19 protein-coding genes are annotated in these 15598 nt (G+C 72.3%); 10 read left to right on the top strand and 9 right to left on the bottom strand.

Annotated features, from left to right (window positions below):
- Nucleotides 1-89: 89 nt before the first annotated feature.
- On the top strand, nucleotides 90-962 hold the full coding sequence (locus IEY69_RS20775; RefSeq protein WP_189074999.1) for a metalloenzyme domain protein: 873 nt from the start codon (nucleotides 90-92) through the stop codon (nucleotides 960-962).
- 261 nt (nucleotides 963-1223) lie between these two features.
- Here IEY69_RS20775 and IEY69_RS20780 read toward each other — a convergent pair whose 3' ends face one another.
- From IEY69_RS20780 to IEY69_RS20790, 3 genes are read right to left on the bottom strand one after another with little or no spacing between them, the layout of a single operon-like run.
- Nucleotides 1224-1844: a phosphoribosylanthranilate isomerase gene (locus tag IEY69_RS20780; RefSeq protein ID WP_189075011.1), complete on the bottom strand. Its 621-nt coding sequence runs from the start codon at nucleotides 1842-1844 to the stop codon at nucleotides 1224-1226.
- A 2-nt stretch (nucleotides 1845-1846) separates the two neighbouring features.
- A complete protein-coding gene (locus tag IEY69_RS20785) occupies nucleotides 1847-2092 on the bottom strand; it encodes a hypothetical protein (protein WP_189075000.1) in 246 nt (81 codons plus the stop codon).
- Nucleotides 2085-2501 (bottom strand): winged helix-turn-helix transcriptional regulator, encoded by a 417-nt coding sequence (locus IEY69_RS20790; RefSeq protein WP_189075001.1) that lies wholly within the window; start codon nucleotides 2499-2501, stop codon nucleotides 2085-2087. The genes IEY69_RS20785 and IEY69_RS20790 overlap by 8 nt, the downstream gene beginning before the upstream one ends.
- A gap of 110 nt (nucleotides 2502-2611) precedes the next feature.
- Between IEY69_RS20790 and IEY69_RS20795 the strand changes: the two genes are divergently transcribed.
- Both IEY69_RS20795 and IEY69_RS20800 read left to right on the top strand, forming a co-directional pair.
- On the top strand, nucleotides 2612-2926 hold the full coding sequence (locus tag IEY69_RS20795; protein WP_189075002.1) for an NIPSNAP family protein: 315 nt from the start codon (nucleotides 2612-2614) through the stop codon (nucleotides 2924-2926).
- Nucleotides 2927-2950: 24 nt separating this feature from the next.
- Nucleotides 2951-3694 (top strand): SDR family oxidoreductase, encoded by a 744-nt coding sequence (locus tag IEY69_RS20800; RefSeq protein ID WP_189075003.1) that lies wholly within the window; start codon nucleotides 2951-2953, stop codon nucleotides 3692-3694.
- Here IEY69_RS20800 and IEY69_RS20805 read toward each other — a convergent pair.
- Nucleotides 3672-4172: a hypothetical protein gene (locus IEY69_RS20805; protein WP_189075004.1), complete on the bottom strand. Its 501-nt coding sequence runs from the start codon at nucleotides 4170-4172 to the stop codon at nucleotides 3672-3674. The two genes, IEY69_RS20800 and IEY69_RS20805, sit on opposite strands and share 23 nt — an antisense overlap.
- 84 nt (nucleotides 4173-4256) lie before the next feature.
- Between IEY69_RS20805 and IEY69_RS20810 the strand changes: the two genes are divergently transcribed.
- Nucleotides 4257-5510: a phosphotransferase gene (locus IEY69_RS20810; RefSeq protein WP_189075005.1), complete on the top strand. Its 1254-nt coding sequence runs from the start codon at nucleotides 4257-4259 to the stop codon at nucleotides 5508-5510.
- A 182-nt stretch (nucleotides 5511-5692) separates the two neighbouring features.
- Here the strand turns inward: IEY69_RS20810 and IEY69_RS20815 are convergent, their stop codons facing one another.
- The 5 genes from IEY69_RS20815 to IEY69_RS20835 all read right to left on the bottom strand — a co-directional run bounded on the left by IEY69_RS20815 (nucleotide 5693) and on the right by IEY69_RS20835 (nucleotide 10801).
- The gene (locus IEY69_RS20815; protein ID WP_189075006.1) at nucleotides 5693-7591 is read right to left on the bottom strand and encodes a S1 family peptidase; all 1899 of its coding nucleotides are present in this window, start codon (nucleotides 7589-7591) and stop codon (nucleotides 5693-5695) included.
- Between the two features lie 52 nt (nucleotides 7592-7643).
- Nucleotides 7644-8711 carry a nicotinate-nucleotide--dimethylbenzimidazole phosphoribosyltransferase gene (gene cobT, locus IEY69_RS20820; RefSeq protein ID WP_189075007.1) on the bottom strand — a complete coding sequence of 356 codons (1068 nt, stop codon included), beginning with the start codon at nucleotides 8709-8711 and terminating at the stop codon, nucleotides 7644-7646.
- A 19-nt stretch (nucleotides 8712-8730) separates the two neighbouring features.
- Nucleotides 8731-9303 carry a histidine phosphatase family protein gene (locus IEY69_RS20825; RefSeq protein ID WP_229784170.1) on the bottom strand — a complete coding sequence of 191 codons (573 nt, stop codon included), beginning with the start codon at nucleotides 9301-9303 and terminating at the stop codon, nucleotides 8731-8733.
- A 3-nt stretch (nucleotides 9304-9306) separates the two neighbouring features.
- Complete coding sequence (locus tag IEY69_RS20830; protein ID WP_229784172.1) at nucleotides 9307-10026, bottom strand: adenosylcobinamide-GDP ribazoletransferase; 720 nt, start codon at nucleotides 10024-10026, stop codon at nucleotides 9307-9309.
- A gap of 112 nt (nucleotides 10027-10138) precedes the next feature.
- On the bottom strand, nucleotides 10139-10801 hold the full coding sequence (locus tag IEY69_RS20835) for a metal-dependent transcriptional regulator (protein WP_189075008.1): 663 nt from the start codon (nucleotides 10799-10801) through the stop codon (nucleotides 10139-10141).
- Between the two features lie 71 nt (nucleotides 10802-10872).
- Between IEY69_RS20835 and IEY69_RS20840 the strand changes: the two genes are divergently transcribed.
- From IEY69_RS20840 to IEY69_RS20865, 6 genes are all read left to right on the top strand, one after another.
- Nucleotides 10873-11421 (top strand): RNA polymerase sigma factor, encoded by a 549-nt coding sequence (locus IEY69_RS20840; RefSeq protein WP_229784174.1) that lies wholly within the window; start codon nucleotides 10873-10875, stop codon nucleotides 11419-11421.
- Nucleotides 11418-11717: a hypothetical protein gene (locus IEY69_RS20845; protein WP_189075009.1), complete on the top strand. Its 300-nt coding sequence runs from the start codon at nucleotides 11418-11420 to the stop codon at nucleotides 11715-11717. Before IEY69_RS20840 ends, IEY69_RS20845 begins: the two co-directional genes overlap by 4 nt.
- Nucleotides 11714-12481, top strand: a complete 768-nt coding sequence (locus IEY69_RS20850; protein WP_229784176.1) for a sigma-E factor regulatory protein RseB domain-containing protein — start codon at nucleotides 11714-11716, stop codon at nucleotides 12479-12481. The genes IEY69_RS20845 and IEY69_RS20850 overlap by 4 nt, the downstream gene beginning before the upstream one ends.
- A gap of 42 nt (nucleotides 12482-12523) precedes the next feature.
- The gene (locus IEY69_RS20855) at nucleotides 12524-13789 is read left to right on the top strand and encodes a DUF1800 domain-containing protein (RefSeq protein WP_189075010.1); all 1266 of its coding nucleotides are present in this window, start codon (nucleotides 12524-12526) and stop codon (nucleotides 13787-13789) included.
- A gap of 69 nt (nucleotides 13790-13858) precedes the next feature.
- Nucleotides 13859-15031 carry a DUF1501 domain-containing protein gene (locus tag IEY69_RS20860; protein WP_229784178.1) on the top strand — a complete coding sequence of 391 codons (1173 nt, stop codon included), beginning with the start codon at nucleotides 13859-13861 and terminating at the stop codon, nucleotides 15029-15031.
- Complete coding sequence (locus IEY69_RS20865; RefSeq protein ID WP_229784179.1) at nucleotides 15028-15519, top strand: hypothetical protein; 492 nt, start codon at nucleotides 15028-15030, stop codon at nucleotides 15517-15519. The genes IEY69_RS20860 and IEY69_RS20865 overlap by 4 nt, the downstream gene beginning before the upstream one ends.
- Nucleotides 15520-15598: the final 79 nt, after the last annotated feature.

The following is a 15598-nucleotide window of genomic DNA, read 5'->3' on the forward strand; positions in this document are numbered from 1 at the left end:
AACTCCTGGTATGGATGTTCATTCACCGCTACAACGCGTCATTACGATGAACCCACGACCCGGGCGTATCCTGGGCCCGTGAGGACGTCTTGAGCGGGGTCGTGTGGCTGGCGCTGGACGGCGTGGGGCACCCGCAGGACGCGCCGGGTGGGAGTGTCTGGGATCAGCCGCTGGGCACGCTGCGCCCGCTGGTGGACGCGGGGCGGTGCCTGGACGCGACGCTGGGCGTGCCGGGCCTGCCGCAGTCGGGGACGGGGCAGGCGTGCTGGTTGACGGGGTCGGACGCGGTGGCGCTGATGGGGGAGCATTTCGGGCCGCATCCGGGGCCGACGTTGCAGCGCCTGCTTCAGGAGGGGTCGCTGCCGGTGCGGCTGGCGCGGGCCGGGGGGCGGGCGGCGCTGGGGAACGAGTACGTGCCCGCATACTTTCAGGCGCTGGAATCGGGGGCGGGGCGCCGCAACCGCATGGGCTGCTTTCCGTTCGCGTTCCGCGCGGCGGGGCTGCCGCTGAATCCGCCGCGCGTGCCGCTGCTGGGCGCGACGCTGGGCCTGGGGTACGCGCGCCCCTGGTCGGCAGGGGGAGAGGAGAGGGCGGCGCTGGACGCCCTGGCGCGGCACGGGGGGGCGCTGGCCCGCGCGGCGCGGGACGTGGATCTGCTGGCGCTGGACCTGTGGTTCAGTGACCTGCTGGGGCACGCGGGCGCGCCGGACGTGCCGGGGGACGCGCTGGCGGCCGGGCAGTCGTACCTGCGGCGGGTGGACGCGCTGCTGTCGGGCCTGCTGGGCGCGGGCGCGCGGGTGGTGGTGGGCAGCGATCACGGGAACCTGGAGGACCTGCGTACGAAGGGGCACACGCTCGCGCGGGTGCCGTTCGCGGGGGCCGGGGTGAACCTGGGGCAGCCGGGGAACGTGGTGGAGGCTGGGCGGGTGCTGGCGGGCTGGTTTGGGTTGCCGGGTGCTTGACCGACCCTGGGGGGGTGTTGCTAGAGTGCCCGGCGGAACCGTTCAACGTGAGAACTCGCCGACAGGGGCGGGATGTGGGGGTCGTGGGCGCGCACGGCCGACAAGTTATCCACAGGTTTATCCACAGGCACTGTGGAAAGCCTGTGGATAAGGGGGAACCCCCCGTGCTAGGGGACCGGTCATTTGTTCGTGTGAAACACGCTTTTCAGGCCTTCCGTGGAACTCTTCCACATCTGGATAAGTTATCCACAGGCGCCCGTTTCACTGTGGATAACTCCGGGCGGCGAGGCGCGCTGCCTGCACGAATGCCCGCACGGCTTCGGGGTCCTTCACGCCGGGGCTCGCCTCCAGGCGACTCACGGCGTCCACCGCCGCGGGGCGCAGGGCCGTCATGGCGGCCGCCACGTTCCCCGGCCCCAGGCCTCCGGCCAGCCACGCCCCGTCGGGGAAGAGGGGGCGCAGCGCGTCCCAGTCGAGCGGAATGCCGCCGCCGGGTTCGGGCGCGTCCAGCATCAGCGTGACGCCTCGGTGCCCGTGCCACATGTCCGTCTCCGTCGCCAGATCGGCGGGGCGCACGACACGCAGAACGGGATAATACGCGGCGACTGCCATCACGTAAAGACTTGACAGGCGTCCATGAAGCTGCACGGCACTCACCCGCGCGGCCTCGGCGGTGCGCAGCACCTCATCCAGCGGCTGATCAAGGAACACGCCCACGCGCGCCACGCTGGGGCCCACACTCAGGCCCGCCGCGCGCGCCACCTGCGGCGACACCAGCCGCTTACTGACGGGCGCGAAGATGAAGCCCAGCGCGTCCGCCCCCGCCTCGGCGCTCAGGACGGCGTCGTGCACGCTGGTCGTGCCGCACACCTTCACCTGCACCGTCACTCCGGCCCCCGCGCGGCTTCCAGGTCCGCCACCCGCCCCTCCAGCGTCCGCACCTGCCGGGTCAGGGCCAGCAGCAGCAGCGCGTAGTGGTCGTAGATCTTCGGGCGTTCCATGCGCAGCTCCCCGGCCATCCAGCCGTCCAGCAGCCGCTCGGCCTCCGCGAGCACCTCGGCGTCCGGCACGTCCCGGTAGGAACGGCTGCCCATGATCTCCCGCGCGAAATTCAGTTCCCGGTCACTCACGAGCCGCATTCTCCATGAACCGCGCCCGCGCCTGCATGACGGCCGCGTGGTTCGCCTCCGCCCACAGCCACACCGGGCAGAACGCCTCGCTCAGGCTGCGGCCCAGCGGCGTCAGGGTGTACTCCACGCGCGGCGGGATCACCGGATGCACCACCCGCGTGAGCAGCCCGTCGAACTCCATCTGCCGCAGTGTTTTAGTGAGCATCTTCTGGCTGATGTCCCCCACCTGCGCGCCGATCTGCGTGAAGCGCAGCGTGCCGTGCTCCTCCAGGACCTCCAGCAGGATCAGCGTCCACTTGTCCGCCACGCGCCCGATCATCTCGCGCACGAGCGCTTCGACCTCGGGGGTGCTGTGCGGCCAGGGCTCCGGCCCGACCTGATCTGACGTGAGCTGCTCGATACTCTCCATGAGGAAACTATAGCACTCACGGGTGCTGACTTCCCAAAAGAGAGTGATAGGTCTATGCTCGGCAGGTCCGCACAGGGGACGCCCCCAACCCGCCCTCGCAGGAGGCCCGCATGTTCTACGAATACCGCCGCTACACGTTGAAGCCCGGCCAGCGCGACACCTGGGTGCAGCTCATGCACGGCGAGATCCTGCCGTACCAGATCGCGCGAGGCATGCAGGTCGTCGCGTCCTTCACCGACGACACCGACCCCGACGCATACATCTGGATCCGCCGCTTCGACAGCGAGGCGCAGCGGGAAGCCCTGTACGCCGCCACCTACGACACCGACACGTGGCGCGACCTGCTCGCCCGGCACGGGCACCTGCTGGCCGCTGAACCGCAGGTCACCCGCCTGACCCCCACGCCCCATTCCCCCCAGCTGTAACGGCCCCGCTTTACAGGAGCACCCATGAACACGACCGGCAACACCATCCTGATCACCGGCGGCGGCAGCGGCATTGGCCTGGGCCTCGCGCAGGCCTTCCTGGCACGCGGCAACACCGTCATCATCGCCAGCCGCAGCCAGCGCACCCTGGACGCCGCCGCGGCCGCCCACCCGGGCCTGCACCCCTACCCGCTGGACGTCACCGACCCCGAGTCCATCCAGTCACTCGCCGAGCGCGTCACCGCCGAGCACCCGGGATTGAACGTCCTGATCAACAACTCCGGCATCATGCTCGCCGAGAACCTGCTGAACGGCACGGCCCTCCCGGACGCCGAGGCGACCGTCACCACCAACCTCCTCGGGCCGATCCGCGTCACGCAGGCCATGCTGGGCCACCTGCTCACGCAACCGCGCCCCGTGATCGTGAACGTCACCTCCGGCCTCGCCAGCCTCCCCCTGACCGCCACGCCCACGTACAGTGCCACGAAGGCCGCGCTGCGCTCCTACACCGAGAGCCTGCGCCACCAGCTGCGCGGCACGCCCGCCGAGGTCATCGAACTCGCACCGCCCTACGTCGCCACGGAACTCATGCCCGGCGGCAGCCAGAACCCCCACGCCATGCCCCTGACCGACTTCATCGGGGAAACCATGACCCTCCTGGCGCAGCCCGGCGTCCGGGAGGTGCTCGTGGAGCGCGTGCTGCCGCTGCGCAACGCCGCGCTGAACGGCACGTACGCGCAGGTGTTCACGGGTCTGAACGGCGAGTGACGCCCGCCGTGCGGCGCACCCACGCCGCGCTGCGGTTCGTCAGGAAGCCCACCACCGGCAGCAGGCCCGACACGGCCGCGAAGATGACCGCCATGCCAGCCGCCATCGGCAGCAGCATCAGGGAGCTTGGCGGCGCGCTCGACAGGCCCGCCAGCGTGAACAGCGCGCCCGCCACGAACGCCACCAGCGCGCCCGTGATGACCGCCTGTGCCGCGACCCGCCACCACGCCCTGTCGAGCGGGCGGTGCCACGCCGCCAGCCCCAGGCTGCAAAGCCACGCCGCGCCCCCCGCGGACGCCGCGATGGGCACGAAGAACGTGAACTTCATCCACTCGTCGGTCACGCGCATGTAGGGACGCCCCCAGCACAGCTGCGTGAGCCACAGCAGGCACAGCGTCCCGATCAGCAGCGCGTCCAGCGCGGTCCCCAGCACCACGCGCGGCGAGAGGACCGCCCGCAGGGCCGCGCGGCGGGTCATGCGCTCAGCGTAGCCGGGTCCGTGTCGGCCGGCTGCGTCATCTGACGGATGCCCGCCGGGGGCGGCGCGTGCGAGGCTGCGTCCATGACCGATTCCGTGCGGCGCGAGACGACCCTGCACCTCCTCCTGACGCGGCCCGGCGGGGCGGAGGTCGCCTGCCGGACCCTGACCGTGGATCACCCCGTGTATTTCGGCGAGCACGTGCTGGAGGCCGCGCGGGCGGCGGGCGTGGAGGGCTGGCTGGGGCGGCGGCTGGACTTCGCCCGGCACGGGACCGGAGAGGACGGCGTGACCCGCGCCACCTGCACGTGGCAACTGTTCGCGCCCGACCTGCCGGATGCCGCGCCTGTTCCGGACGAGCTGCGCGAACTCGCGGACGCCGCGCTGACCCCCACCCGCACGCCCTGGTTCCAGGCGGACTGGCACGCCGGCGCGCTGGCGTGGCTGGACGGCGAACTCGCCGCGCAGGACCGCCCCCGCACGGGCGACCCGGTCGTGCTGAAACACTGGCAGATCAGCGTCCTGTGGCGCGTCCCCACGAGTCAGGGGGACGTGTACTTCAAGGCCGTCCCGGACTTCTTCACGCGCGAGGTGACCGTCACCTGCGCGCTGTCCGGCGTGCCCGGCGCGGCCCCACCCGTCCTGGCCGCCGACACGCGGCGCGGCTTCCTGCTGCTGGACGGCTGCGGTGCCGCCGGGGGCGACCCGGTGGCCGTGCTGCGGCAGCTGGCGCGGGTGCAGCGCGCCGCCCTGCCCCTGCTGCCGCAGCTGAACCTGCGCGACCGCGGCCCGGCGTACCTGCTGGCCCAGCTGGACGCCCTGCTCAGCGACGCGAGCCTCCACGCGGACGAGCACGGCCCGCACCCGGACGCCCTGACCCCCGAGGAGGCCGCTGCGCTGCGCGCCCACCGCCCCCGGCTGGAAGCGGCCCTGGAACGGCTGCGCGCCAGCCCGATTCCCCTCACCCTCGGGCACGGGGACCTGCACGGCGGGAACGTCACCACGCGCGGGGAACAGGTGACGCTGCTCGACTGGTCGGACGCCAGCCTCACCCACCCGTTCCTGGACGCCAACCCCGCCTACCTGTTCCCGGAGGGCACCCACACGGACCCAGCCGTGCTGGACGCCGCGCGCGACGCGTACCTGCACGAGTGGACCGACCTGGCCCCGCTGGACGCGCTGCGCGCCCTGCACACCGACGCGCTGCTGGCCGGGGAGATCTACCGCGCCCTCGGGTACGCCGACGGCATCCAGAACGCCGTCGAGGACCGCCGCGAATGGCGGGGCGCGCACCTGTGGCACCTGCGCCCCCTGCTGCGCGCCCTCACCAGCGGGTGACCGCCACCCTCCCGCCGCGCCCGCCCAGCGACCATGGCCGCCGGACCACCGCCTGCCCCATTCAGGAGTATTGAAGGGCACCTTCAATACTCCTGAACGAGCACCTGACGACACCAGCGGTTGGAAGTGGAATCGAAGGGCGTGGTGTTGGCCCCAGGGTGGAACTGGAAACCGCTGTCAGTTCAGCGGGGCGTGACAGTGCAGCTGCCCAGGCTGGTGCCGTTGTCCTTGCTGTCGCGGTGACTGCTGGCGTCGCCCTTCACGCTGCCCGTACTCAGGCCGCTCCTGTCGGCGCTGCACACCAGGAAGGTCTTGTCGGCGCGCTGCACGATCACCAGCAGTTCCTCGACATCGGCGCTGATCAGCAGGCTGCCCTTCTCGCTGCCGCGCGTGGCGCTACCCGCGAACCCCTCCTCCTCGTCCGGTTCGTCCAGGCTGACCGCGAAGGTCCCCACCCCGGGGAAGGCGACGTCCCAGCGCTGCCCAACCTTCAGACTCACGGGCCACTTCAGCGCCGCCGGGGTCGCGCCCGGCGTGGTGTCGCCCGCCGCGCCGGACGCGACCGTGCACGTTCCGGCGGCCACGCCCGGGTCCTTGCTGTTCTGGTAGGCCTTGGCGCTGCCGCGCAGCGTGCGGTCCACCATGCAGGTCAGGAAGGTCTTGTCGGGCCGCCCGACGATCAGCAGCAGGGAGTCGCCGTCCAGCGTGAACAGCGCGTCCCCCGTCTTGCCGCTCTGCGTGGCGGTGCCGGGGTAGTCGCCGTCACTGTCCTTCGCGCCCAGTTTCACGCTGTACGTGCCGCCCTGCGAGAACGTGACCGTCCACGCCTGCCCCGCCGCCAGCGCCGGAGGCCACGCGCCCGACTGGGGGGAGACCGTGGTGCCGGACGTGCTGGTGCCTGCCGTCCTGGCCTTCAGGCTGACCACGCAGTCCCCGGTGCGCGTTCCGTTGGACTCCAGGTTCGGGAAGGAGTACAGGCTGCCGGTCCAGTCGTTGCTGCTGGCCTTCACGCCGCCGGGTTCCACCACGCAGCTGCTGTACGCCTTGCCGTCCGGCGTCCACTCGACCCAGACCTCGTTGTCCTCCTGGTTGTAGTAGAAGAACGCCGTCTGGTCCTTGCTGCCGCTGCGCGCCCGGCCCTTCAGGCCGCCGTCATCGGTGACTTCCGTGAAATCGGTCGTCCAGGTGCCGGCCGCCGCGCCGCCCGTGACGCGCACCGTGCCGGTCACGCTGGCCCGCCCGGTCGCCAGCGCCGGGGGCCACACGCCGCCGCCCGCCCCGGCGCTGGTGTTCGCGGTGGGGGTCACGGCCGCGCCGCCACCCTTGCGGACCACGAAGCCCGTCACGTTCGGCGTGATCAGCCCCCACGCCAGCGCCAGGGGCCGCATGAACGACGTGCGGGAATTGTTGTTCCCCGCCACGCCCGCCGAGTGCACCCCGATCAGCGCGCCGTTCTCATCGAACACTCCGCCGCCCGAGTTGCCGGGCCCGGTCTGCGCGTCATGCTTCACCCACTGCCGCCCGCTGCTGCTCAGGTCCTCCCCGGTGAAGCCGCCCACCGACCCGCGCGAGAACGACAGGGTCATGCCGCCCGTGCCCTGAAAGCCGAACACGTAGATGTCGTCCCCGATGCTCAGGGTGTTCGAGTCCCCGACCTCCACGTAGGGCAGGTTCAGTTTCCCGACCGGTTTCTCGTTGCGGTCCTCCATGATCTGCACGATGGCCAGGTCCAGGTTCGGGTCGGCGGCGATGACCTTGCCCCAGTACGTGAATACCGGTTCCTTGTCCGCGAACTGCACGACGCGCACCTGAATCCACGGGGACAGCTGCCGGGTGTCCGCATCGCCCACCACGTGGTAGTTCGTGAGGATGAACCCCTGCGGGCTGATGATGCTGCCCGACCCGCGCGAGCCGTCCAGATCGCCGTTCGCATCGGTGGGCAGGAGCATGACGGTGGCCTGGATGATCCGCTCGCGCGTGGGTTTCGGCAGGGCCTGCGCGCCTGCTGTGGACAGCGCGGAGGTGCCCAGCATAGAGGCGGTCAGCAGGGCCGCGCCCGCCAGTCCCTTCAGGGTTCTCATAGGGTATTGAACCGCAGGTCAGGCGCTGCTGCCTAGCCCCCCGCAGCGGGCATCACGCGCCGGGCACCCCGGCCTCCGCGAAGGTCCGCATCTCCCGCAGAGTCGCCGCCGCGCCCAGCAGGATCGGCGCGGCCAGCACGCCACCCGTCCCCTCGCCCAGACGCAGGTTCAGGTGAAACATGGGCTTCAGGCCCAGGTGCGCCAGCTGCGCCGCGTGCCCCACCTCGGCGCACTCCCCGGCGGGGAACAGGAAGTCCCGCAGGTGCGGCGCCAGGGCCACGCCCACCAGTGCCGCGCTGCCCTCCACGAACCCGTCCAGGATCACCGCCCGGCGGCTCGCGGCGGCCTGCAGCATCATGCCCAGCATCGCCGCGATCTCGAAGCCCCCGAACTCGGCCAGTACCTCCAGCGGGTCGGTGGTCGGCGTGCGCTCCAGCCCCGCGCGGATCACGGCGACCTTGTGCGCCAGCCGCCCGTCGTCCACGCCGGTGCCGCGCCCCGTCACCCGCGCGGCGTCCAGGCCCAGCAGGCGCGCCGTGATCGCCGCCGCCGGAGTGGTGTTCCCGATGCCCATCTCACCGGGAATCAGGACGTCCGCGCCGTCCTCGATCGCCCGGCGGGCCAGCGCCGCGCCCGCCAGGACCAGCACCTGCACCTCGTCCACGCTCATGGCCGCCTGCACGCTCAGGTCATGCGTGCCCCGCCGCAGCGCCGCGCGCACCAGCGCCGGATGCTCGGGCAGTTCCGCGTTCACCCCGGCGTCCATCACGTACACCCGCGCGCCCACTGCCCGCGCCAGCGCGTTCACCGCCGCGCCCCCTGGCCCCGCCGGGGTGTCCGCCAGGAAGTTCGCCACCATCGCCGGGGTCACCTCGGGCGGGTACGCACTCACGCCCGCGCGCGCCACGCCGTGGTCCCCCGCCGCGACGATCACCGCCACGCCGCGCGGATCGGGACGCTCGCGGCCCAGCACGCCTGCCAGCCGCACCGACAGCTCCTCCAGGTCCCCCAGCGCACCCGCCGGTTTCGTCAGCTGCGCCTGCCGCGCCCGCGCCCGCCCCATCGCGTCGGCATCGGCAGGCTGGATGGCGTTCAGGAGGGCCGTCAGATCAGGAAGCATCAGGGGGCATTGTGCCGCGTCAGACGGGTGGGCGTAGTCCGGTCAGCCACCAGTGTCCGGCTTCGCGGCGCAGGGTGGCGACCGTGCCGGGCGGGGCGGCCACGGCGGACAGGTTCACGGTCAGGCGCAGCGCGGCCAGCAGCGGCCCGGCGTGCGTGAAGGCCACCACCTCGCCCGCCGGGAGGGTGTCTAGCCACCCCTGCACGCGGGTGTGGAAGCCCTGCCCGGTGTCGCCGCCGGGGGGACCGTGGGGACTGGCGGGGTCGCTCAGCGCGTCGATCCAGGCGCGGGGCGCGTCGCCGTGCGCGGCTTCCAGGTCGGCCCAGGTGTGCCCGGCCATCACGCCAAAGTCCGCCTCGGCCAGCGCCGGATGGGGGAGGGCGCCCGGGAACCCAGCCAGCCGCGCGGTCTGCCGGGCGCGGCCCAGCGGGGACGTGAACGCCAGCGCGCTCCGGGGCAGGTTAAGGGTGCGGGCGAGCGCCTCCCCGGCGTCGGTCAGGGGCGCGTCCTCGTGCGGGTGCGGGTAGCGGCGCTGCGCGTTCGGGAGGGTCGGCGCGTGACGCACGAGGTGCAGCGTCAGGGCGTCCGGCACGGCTCAGCGGCCCCAGGCGAACGCGCCCAGCGCGAGCAGTTCCGCCGTGACGACGATCATCCCGTACGTGTCGCCGTTCAGGCCGCCGCCCAGCCGCCGCGCCGCGAACGCCGCGACCAGCAGCGCGCCCACCAGCGCCGCGAGCCACGCGATCCACGCGCCGGGCACCAGCAGGGCCGGTGCGGCCAGCAGCAGCGCGGCCCACACGCGACCCTCGCGCGAACGGGCGCCCAGGCTCTCGGCGCGTGCCGCCGGGTAGGTGTTCATGGGAATCAGCAGCAGCGTCCGCGCGGCCACCGCCGCCACCAGCGGCGCCAGCGGCGGAACCGGGGCGGACAGCAGGCTCCAGAGCAGCAGCAGGTACAGCCCCCCGGTCGCCAGCCCGAACGCGCCCATGTGCACGTCGCGCAGGATCACCAGTCGCTCGGCGGGGGTCTTCATGGCGAACAGGGCGTCGGCGCTGTCGACCAGCCCGTCGAAGTGCAGCATGCCGGTCAGCAGCAGCCACGCGCCCACGCCCAGCGCGGCCACCACCCCGCCGGGCAGCGGCAAGTCCAGCCACAGCAGCCCCGCCACCGCGCCGCCCACCGCGTACCCGGCCAGCGGGTAGTACGCACTGGCCCGCGCGAAATCCCCGTCCCGGACCTCCGTGATATGCGGCAGGGGTAGGGTCGTCAGGAACGTCAGCGCCAGGTGCGCCGCGCGCAGCTGATCCCGTATCACGGCGTTTCCAGGCAGATGGAACGCTGGACGTGACGGGGGTGGCGTCCGCTCACCCCCACCCGGCCTCGCCCCTCAAGGGGGAGGAGAGAGCCTGGCGCCTCTGGCCTGGGCATCACGGGGTCTGCACGTGGATCTGCGCCGCAACACCCAGGGACAGCGTCAGGGTGTGGTCGGTCGCCCAGACGGTCAGGGTGCCCAGCGCGGCGTCCACGGCGTCCAGCCGCAGCGGCGCGCCTGGCGTGAGTCCGGCGGCCACCAGGGCCCGCAGCTGATCGGCGTCCCCGTCCGGGACGCGCGCCACGGTCGCCGTGTCCCCGGTCGCCAGCTGCGACAGGCGCCGCTGCGGCTGGTGCGGCAACTCGCCGTCCAGGGTGGGGATCGGGTCGCCGTGCGGGTCGTGCGTGGGGTCACCCAGCCACGCCGCGATGCGCGCCTCCAGCCGCTCGCTCAGCGCGTGCTCGAGGCGCTCGGCTTCCTCGTGCACCTCGTCCAGCGGGACGCCCAGCGCGCGGTGCAGGAACAGTTCCAGCAGCCGGTGGTGCCGCAGGACCTCCAGCGCCACCCGCTCGCCCTCGGCGGTCAGTTGCGCGCCCTGATACGGCGCGTGCGACACGAGGCCCTGCTCGGTCAGTTTGCGGAGCATGCCGGTCACGCTGGCGGGCGCGACCTCCAGCGCCGCCGCGAGCGCCTGGGTGTTCACCTTCCCCGACTGTCCCAGCATGTACAGGTGCTTCAGGTAATCCTCCGCCGAGCGGGACAGGGAACGGCCGGTCATGCCGCCCAGTGTAGCGGCACCGCAGATGGGAACTTTTTCGCGGCGGGCCTCCTCTAAGGTATGAGGTGCCCTTGAATGACCCACACGACACCCTGTCCGACCTGCACCTCGCGCGCCTGGCTGCGCGGGACGAGCGGGCCTTCGAGGCGCTCGTGAGAACGCACGCGCCACAGGTGCACCGCCTCGCCGCCAGCCTCGTGGGGCCCGGCGCGGCGGACGACGTCGTGCAGGACGTGTTCATCGCCGCGCACAAGGCCCTCGGGGGCTTCCGGGGCGAGGCGAGCCTGAGCACCTGGCTGCACCGCATCACCCTGAACGCCTGCCACAAGGCGCTCGGCGCGCGGCAGACCGTGACGCTGGAGGACACCCCGGAACCCCACGCGCCGCACAATCCGGTCCGCGCGGGCGAGCAGGCGCAGGTCCGCGACCGCCTGGCCCGTGCGCTGGCGCAGCTGCCGCCCGATCAGCGCGAGGCGGTCGCCCTGCGGGAACTGTCGGGCCTGGACTACGCCGAGATCGCCGCGCTGACCGGCGCGGAGCTCGGCACCGTGAAGAGCCGCATCAACCGGGGCCGCGCGGCCCTGCGCGCCCTGCTCACCCGCGCCGGAGTGACCCCATGACCCACGACCCCGACGACCACACTGATGACCATACCGACGAATTCGACGAACTGGACACCCTGTTCGCCCAGGCGCGCACGCTGACCCCCGCCGACCTGGGCGCCGCCGACCGCTTCCTGACCCGCCGCCGCGCCGCCCGCACCCGCAGCCGCGCGGGGTGGCTGACCGGCGCGCTGGCCTCGGCAGCCCTGGTGGCGGGCCTGACCGTCCTGCGCCCCGCCACGCAACTGCCCGGCCCGCTGCCCAGCAGCGCCGCGTACGACGCCTACCAGAGCGCCTGGGGAGCCGACTGGTGACACGCTTCCTGCTCCTGCTGACGCTGACCCTGGGTACCGCGCACGCGGGCGACCTGGAGGACGTCCAGGCCGCGCTGAAGAGGGCCCGCACCCAGGTGGCGCGCGGGCAGGCCGAGGTGACCGTGCTGTTCCCCCCACGCCCCGACCCCACTCGCACGGCCACGCAACTGCCCGCCCTGACGGTGCGGCCCGCGCTGTTCGCGAAGAACTTCAACGTGACCCGCGGCGGCACCGAGCAGGTCGCCGGGCGCGACGCGGCGCGCTTCACCCTGACCCCGAAGGTCGGCGACGCCGCCCGCTGGACGCTGTGGGTGGACCTGCAGTGGAACGTGCCGCTGGCCTTCGAGGAACGCGGCGCGGACGGCACCCTCGCGCGGCGCGCCGCGCTGATCCGCGTGCAGGCAGGGACTGCCCGTGTGACCCGCCCGGCCCCGCCCGCCGCGCCCGATGGCCTGCGCGCCGCGCTGACCCGCGCCCTGCCGGGCCTGCGACTCCCGCCGGGCTTCACGCCCGTCGGTGTGCAGGCGCGCGGCAAGGGGCTGGAGGTCGCCCTGACCGACGGTCTGAACGTCCTGGCGCTGGTCGTTGCGCCGCAGGACGTGAAGGCCGCGCCGGGCGTCGCGTCGCGCCGCGTGGGCAGGCTGTTCGTGTGGCTGGTCGGCAACCTGCCGCAGAGCACGCTCCAGGCCGCCCTGGCAGGCATCCGCAGCGCCACGCCGGACCCGCTGGGAACTTTTTCGACTCCCGCCGACTCCAATCCATAACGCCCCCCCACCCGGTTCCTGACTGCCGCAAGGAGTTTGTTCATGCCCCTGACCCCCCTCTCCCGCCCGCTGACCGCCGAGGACGCCGCGCACTTCCTGCGCCGCACCGCCTTCGGCGCGACCGACGCGCAGATCCGCGCGCTGGTCGGCCAGAACGCCCAGGACGTGGCCCGCGCCGCCCTGGCCTTCGATCAGAGCCGCGCCAGCAGCACCCCCTTCGACCCCATGCAGGGCGCCACGCCCGGCGCGGCCCTGCAACTCGGGCGCGGCGCGTGGCTGTACGAACTCGCGTACGGCCCGCACCCCCTGCGCGAGAAGCTGGCCCTGACCTGGAGCAATCACTTCGTGGTCGCCACCGACAAGGTCCGCAACACCCCGGCCATGCTGGACTACCTGAACCTGCTGCGCCGCCACGCCGCCACGACCTCCTTCGAACGCTTCACGCTGGACGTCGCGCAGTCGCCCGCCATGCTGCGCTACCTGGACAACGACCAGAACCGCAAGGGCAAACCCAACGAGAACTTCAGCCGGGAACTGCTGGAACTGTTCACGACCGGCATCGGTGCCTACACGGAAACCGACGTGCGCGAGGGCGCCCGCGCCCTGACCGGCTGGACCTTCCAGGGTGGGCGCGGCAACCAGCAGTACCTGCAGCAGCCACGCTTCGTGAACCAGCCCCAGCAGCACGACGCCGGCCGGAAAACCTACCTGGGCCAGACCGGGAACCTGACCGGCGAGGACATCGTCCGCATCGCGACCTCACACCCGGCCACCGCCACGTTCGTGAGCCGCAAACTGCACCGCGCGTTCCTGGCCGACACGCCCGACGAGACGGCCGTGAAGGGCAGCGCCGCCACCTGGACCCGCACCAAGGGCGACGTGATGGCCGTCCTGACCGAACTGCTCGCCAGCGAGGCCTTCTACGCCAGCCGCGCGCGCATCATCCGCTCGCCCATCGAGTTCATCGTGGGCGGCATCCGCACGCTGGGCCAGCCGCCCATCGAGGCGCGGACCCTGCTGAACCTCGCCGCGACCGCCGGGCGGATGGGACAGGTGCTGCTGGAACCCGACACCGTCAAGGGCTGGGACGGCGGACGCGAGTGGATCAACGACACCACCCTGCTGCTGCGCCTGCAGGTCGCCGCCGCCCTGACCATGGGCTCCAAGGCCCCCAACCTCGACACCCCGCCCAGCCTGCTGGCCCTGACCGGGCAGGAACGCCCGGCGGGCGCGGTCCTCCTGAGCAGCCTCAAGGGCCGCCAGCGCACGTACCTGAGCCTGATCAGCCCCGAATTCCAGCTGTCCTGACCTGCGCCCGGACGCCGCCCCTGGCCCCGAGCCGCGCCCCACCCACCCGACCTCCCGGAGGTTCCCCCCGTGACCAACCGACGTGATTTCCTGAAACTGTCCGCCCTGGCGGTCGCCGCCACCAGCGGCATGCCCGGCTTCCTGGCCCGCGCCGCCACGCAGGCCGGCGGCAGCAAGACCCTGGTCGTCGTCCAGCTGACCGGCGGAAACGACGGCCTGAACACCCTCATTCCGTACAGCAACGGCGCGTACTACGCCGCGCGGCCCAACATCGCCATTCCGAAAAAGGACGTGCTGACCGTCACGCCCGACCTGGGCATGCACCCCGCCCTGAGACCCCTGATGAAACTCTGGGACGAGGGTCACCTCGCCTGGATGGAAAACGTCGGGTACCCCAACCCGAACCGCAGCCACTTCGCCAGCATGGCCATCTGGCACACCGCCGATCCCACGCAGGCGCAGGCGGACGGCTGGATCGGCCGGATCGCGGAGAAGATCGGCGATCCGTTCTGCGCCAGCAACCTGGGCGCCGCGACCCCGCAGGCCCTGCAGGCCAGTGACTTCAGTCTGCCCAGCATCGACTCGGTGGATAACTTTCAGCTGAAGCTGCCCGGCGGCATGAACACGCCGTTCGAGTCACTCCTGAACTCCCCGCGCAGCGGCGAGGCCGCGTACCTGACCCGCGCGACCCGTCAGATGCTGAAGAACACGGCGCGGGTGCAGGAGAACGTCAAGAAGTACAAGACCGGAGCCACGTACCCCGACACGAAATTCGCGGCGCAGCTGCGCGACGCGGCGCGCCTGATCGCCGCCGGAGTGGGTCAGCGCGTGCTGTACGTGTCCCTGGGCGGTTTCGACACGCACGCTGGGCAGCGCGCCGAGCAGGACGGCCTGCTGAGCACCCTGGCCGGTGGCCTGAGCGCCTTCCAGGCCGACCTGGAACGGCAGGGGCTGGCCAGGGACGTCATCGTGATGGGCTTCTCCGAGTTCGGGCGGCGCGTCGCGGAGAACGGCAGTGCGGGCACCGACCACGGCAAGGGCAGCGTGATGTTCGCGTTCGGGCAGGGCGTCAAGGGCGGCGTGCACGGCAGCAGCCCCGACCTGGAGGACCTGTCGGAAGGGGACATCAAGTACAAGCAGGATTTCCGCGGGGTGTACGCCGAGGCCCTGACCCGCTGGCTGAACCTGGACGCGCGCGGCATTCTGGGCGGCACCTTCACCGGGCCGCGCTGGATCGCATGATCGCCCGCGCCCGGGGGGTCGCCGCGACATTGGCGGGGCTGGTGCTGCTGTCGCCGCTGCTGGTGCGCCCCGCCGAGGCCCTGCCCCGCTACCGCCTGCAGGCCGCGCCGCAACTGCACCTCACGCAGGGGCTGGAATTATGGGACCTGGACCGCCGCGTGATGCCCTGCACGTACTGCCACGTGAACGAGAAGGGCGGCGCGCCCTGGAATCCGTTCGGGCAGGCGATTCAGGCGACGTTCGCCCGCGAGGCGAAGGAGGGACGACACCTGACTTTCCCGCAGGCGCTGCACGCCCTGCTGCAGGCCGACACCGACGCGGACGGCGACCGCTACCCGGACGCCCTGGAAATCTATGCGAAGACCCTGCCGGGTGACCCGGCCAGCACCCCGGCGCAGCCGCTGGCGGAATTGCGCGCCGCCTTCGACCGCGCTGGAGGTGCCGAGCAGTTCGCGCCGCCACAGAAAGGCAGGAAGACCGGACAATAAAAAAGCCGCCTCGTGGGCGGTGATGTCAACAACTATAGCGCGGTATGCAGGATCGGTCAAGGCTATGCGGGCCATGGTA

It is taken from the genome of Deinococcus sedimenti, from assembly GCF_014648135.1.
GTDB classification, from domain to species: Bacteria; Deinococcota; Deinococci; order Deinococcales; family Deinococcaceae; genus Deinococcus; species Deinococcus sedimenti.

Bases quoted from the DNA above. Each gene is read 5' to 3' on its own strand.
- IEY69_RS20805 (WP_189075004.1), bottom strand. From the start codon at position 4,172: ATGACCCGCCGCGCGGCCCTGCGGGCGGTCCTCTCGCCGCGCGTGGTG.
- IEY69_RS20835 (WP_189075008.1), bottom strand. From the start codon at position 10,801: ATGACCGGCCGTTCCCTGTCCCGCTCGGCGGAGGATTACCTGAAGCAC.
- IEY69_RS20790 (WP_189075001.1), bottom strand. From the start codon at position 2,501: ATGGAGAGTATCGAGCAGCTCACGTCAGATCAGGTCGGGCCGGAGCCC.
- cobT (WP_189075007.1), bottom strand. From the start codon at position 8,711: ATGCTTCCTGATCTGACGGCCCTCCTGAACGCCATCCAGCCTGCCGAT.
- IEY69_RS20865 (WP_229784179.1), top strand. From the start codon at position 15,028: ATGATCGCCCGCGCCCGGGGGGTCGCCGCGACATTGGCGGGGCTGGTG.
- IEY69_RS20800 (WP_189075003.1), top strand. From the start codon at position 2,951: ATGAACACGACCGGCAACACCATCCTGATCACCGGCGGCGGCAGCGGC.
- IEY69_RS20855 (WP_189075010.1), top strand. From the start codon at position 12,524: ATGCCCCTGACCCCCCTCTCCCGCCCGCTGACCGCCGAGGACGCCGCG.
- IEY69_RS20815 (WP_189075006.1), bottom strand. From the start codon at position 7,591: ATGAGAACCCTGAAGGGACTGGCGGGCGCGGCCCTGCTGACCGCCTCT.
- IEY69_RS20795 (WP_189075002.1), top strand. From the start codon at position 2,612: ATGTTCTACGAATACCGCCGCTACACGTTGAAGCCCGGCCAGCGCGAC.
- IEY69_RS20810 (WP_189075005.1), top strand. From the start codon at position 4,257: ATGACCGATTCCGTGCGGCGCGAGACGACCCTGCACCTCCTCCTGACG.
- IEY69_RS20845 (WP_189075009.1), top strand. From the start codon at position 11,418: ATGACCCACGACCCCGACGACCACACTGATGACCATACCGACGAATTC.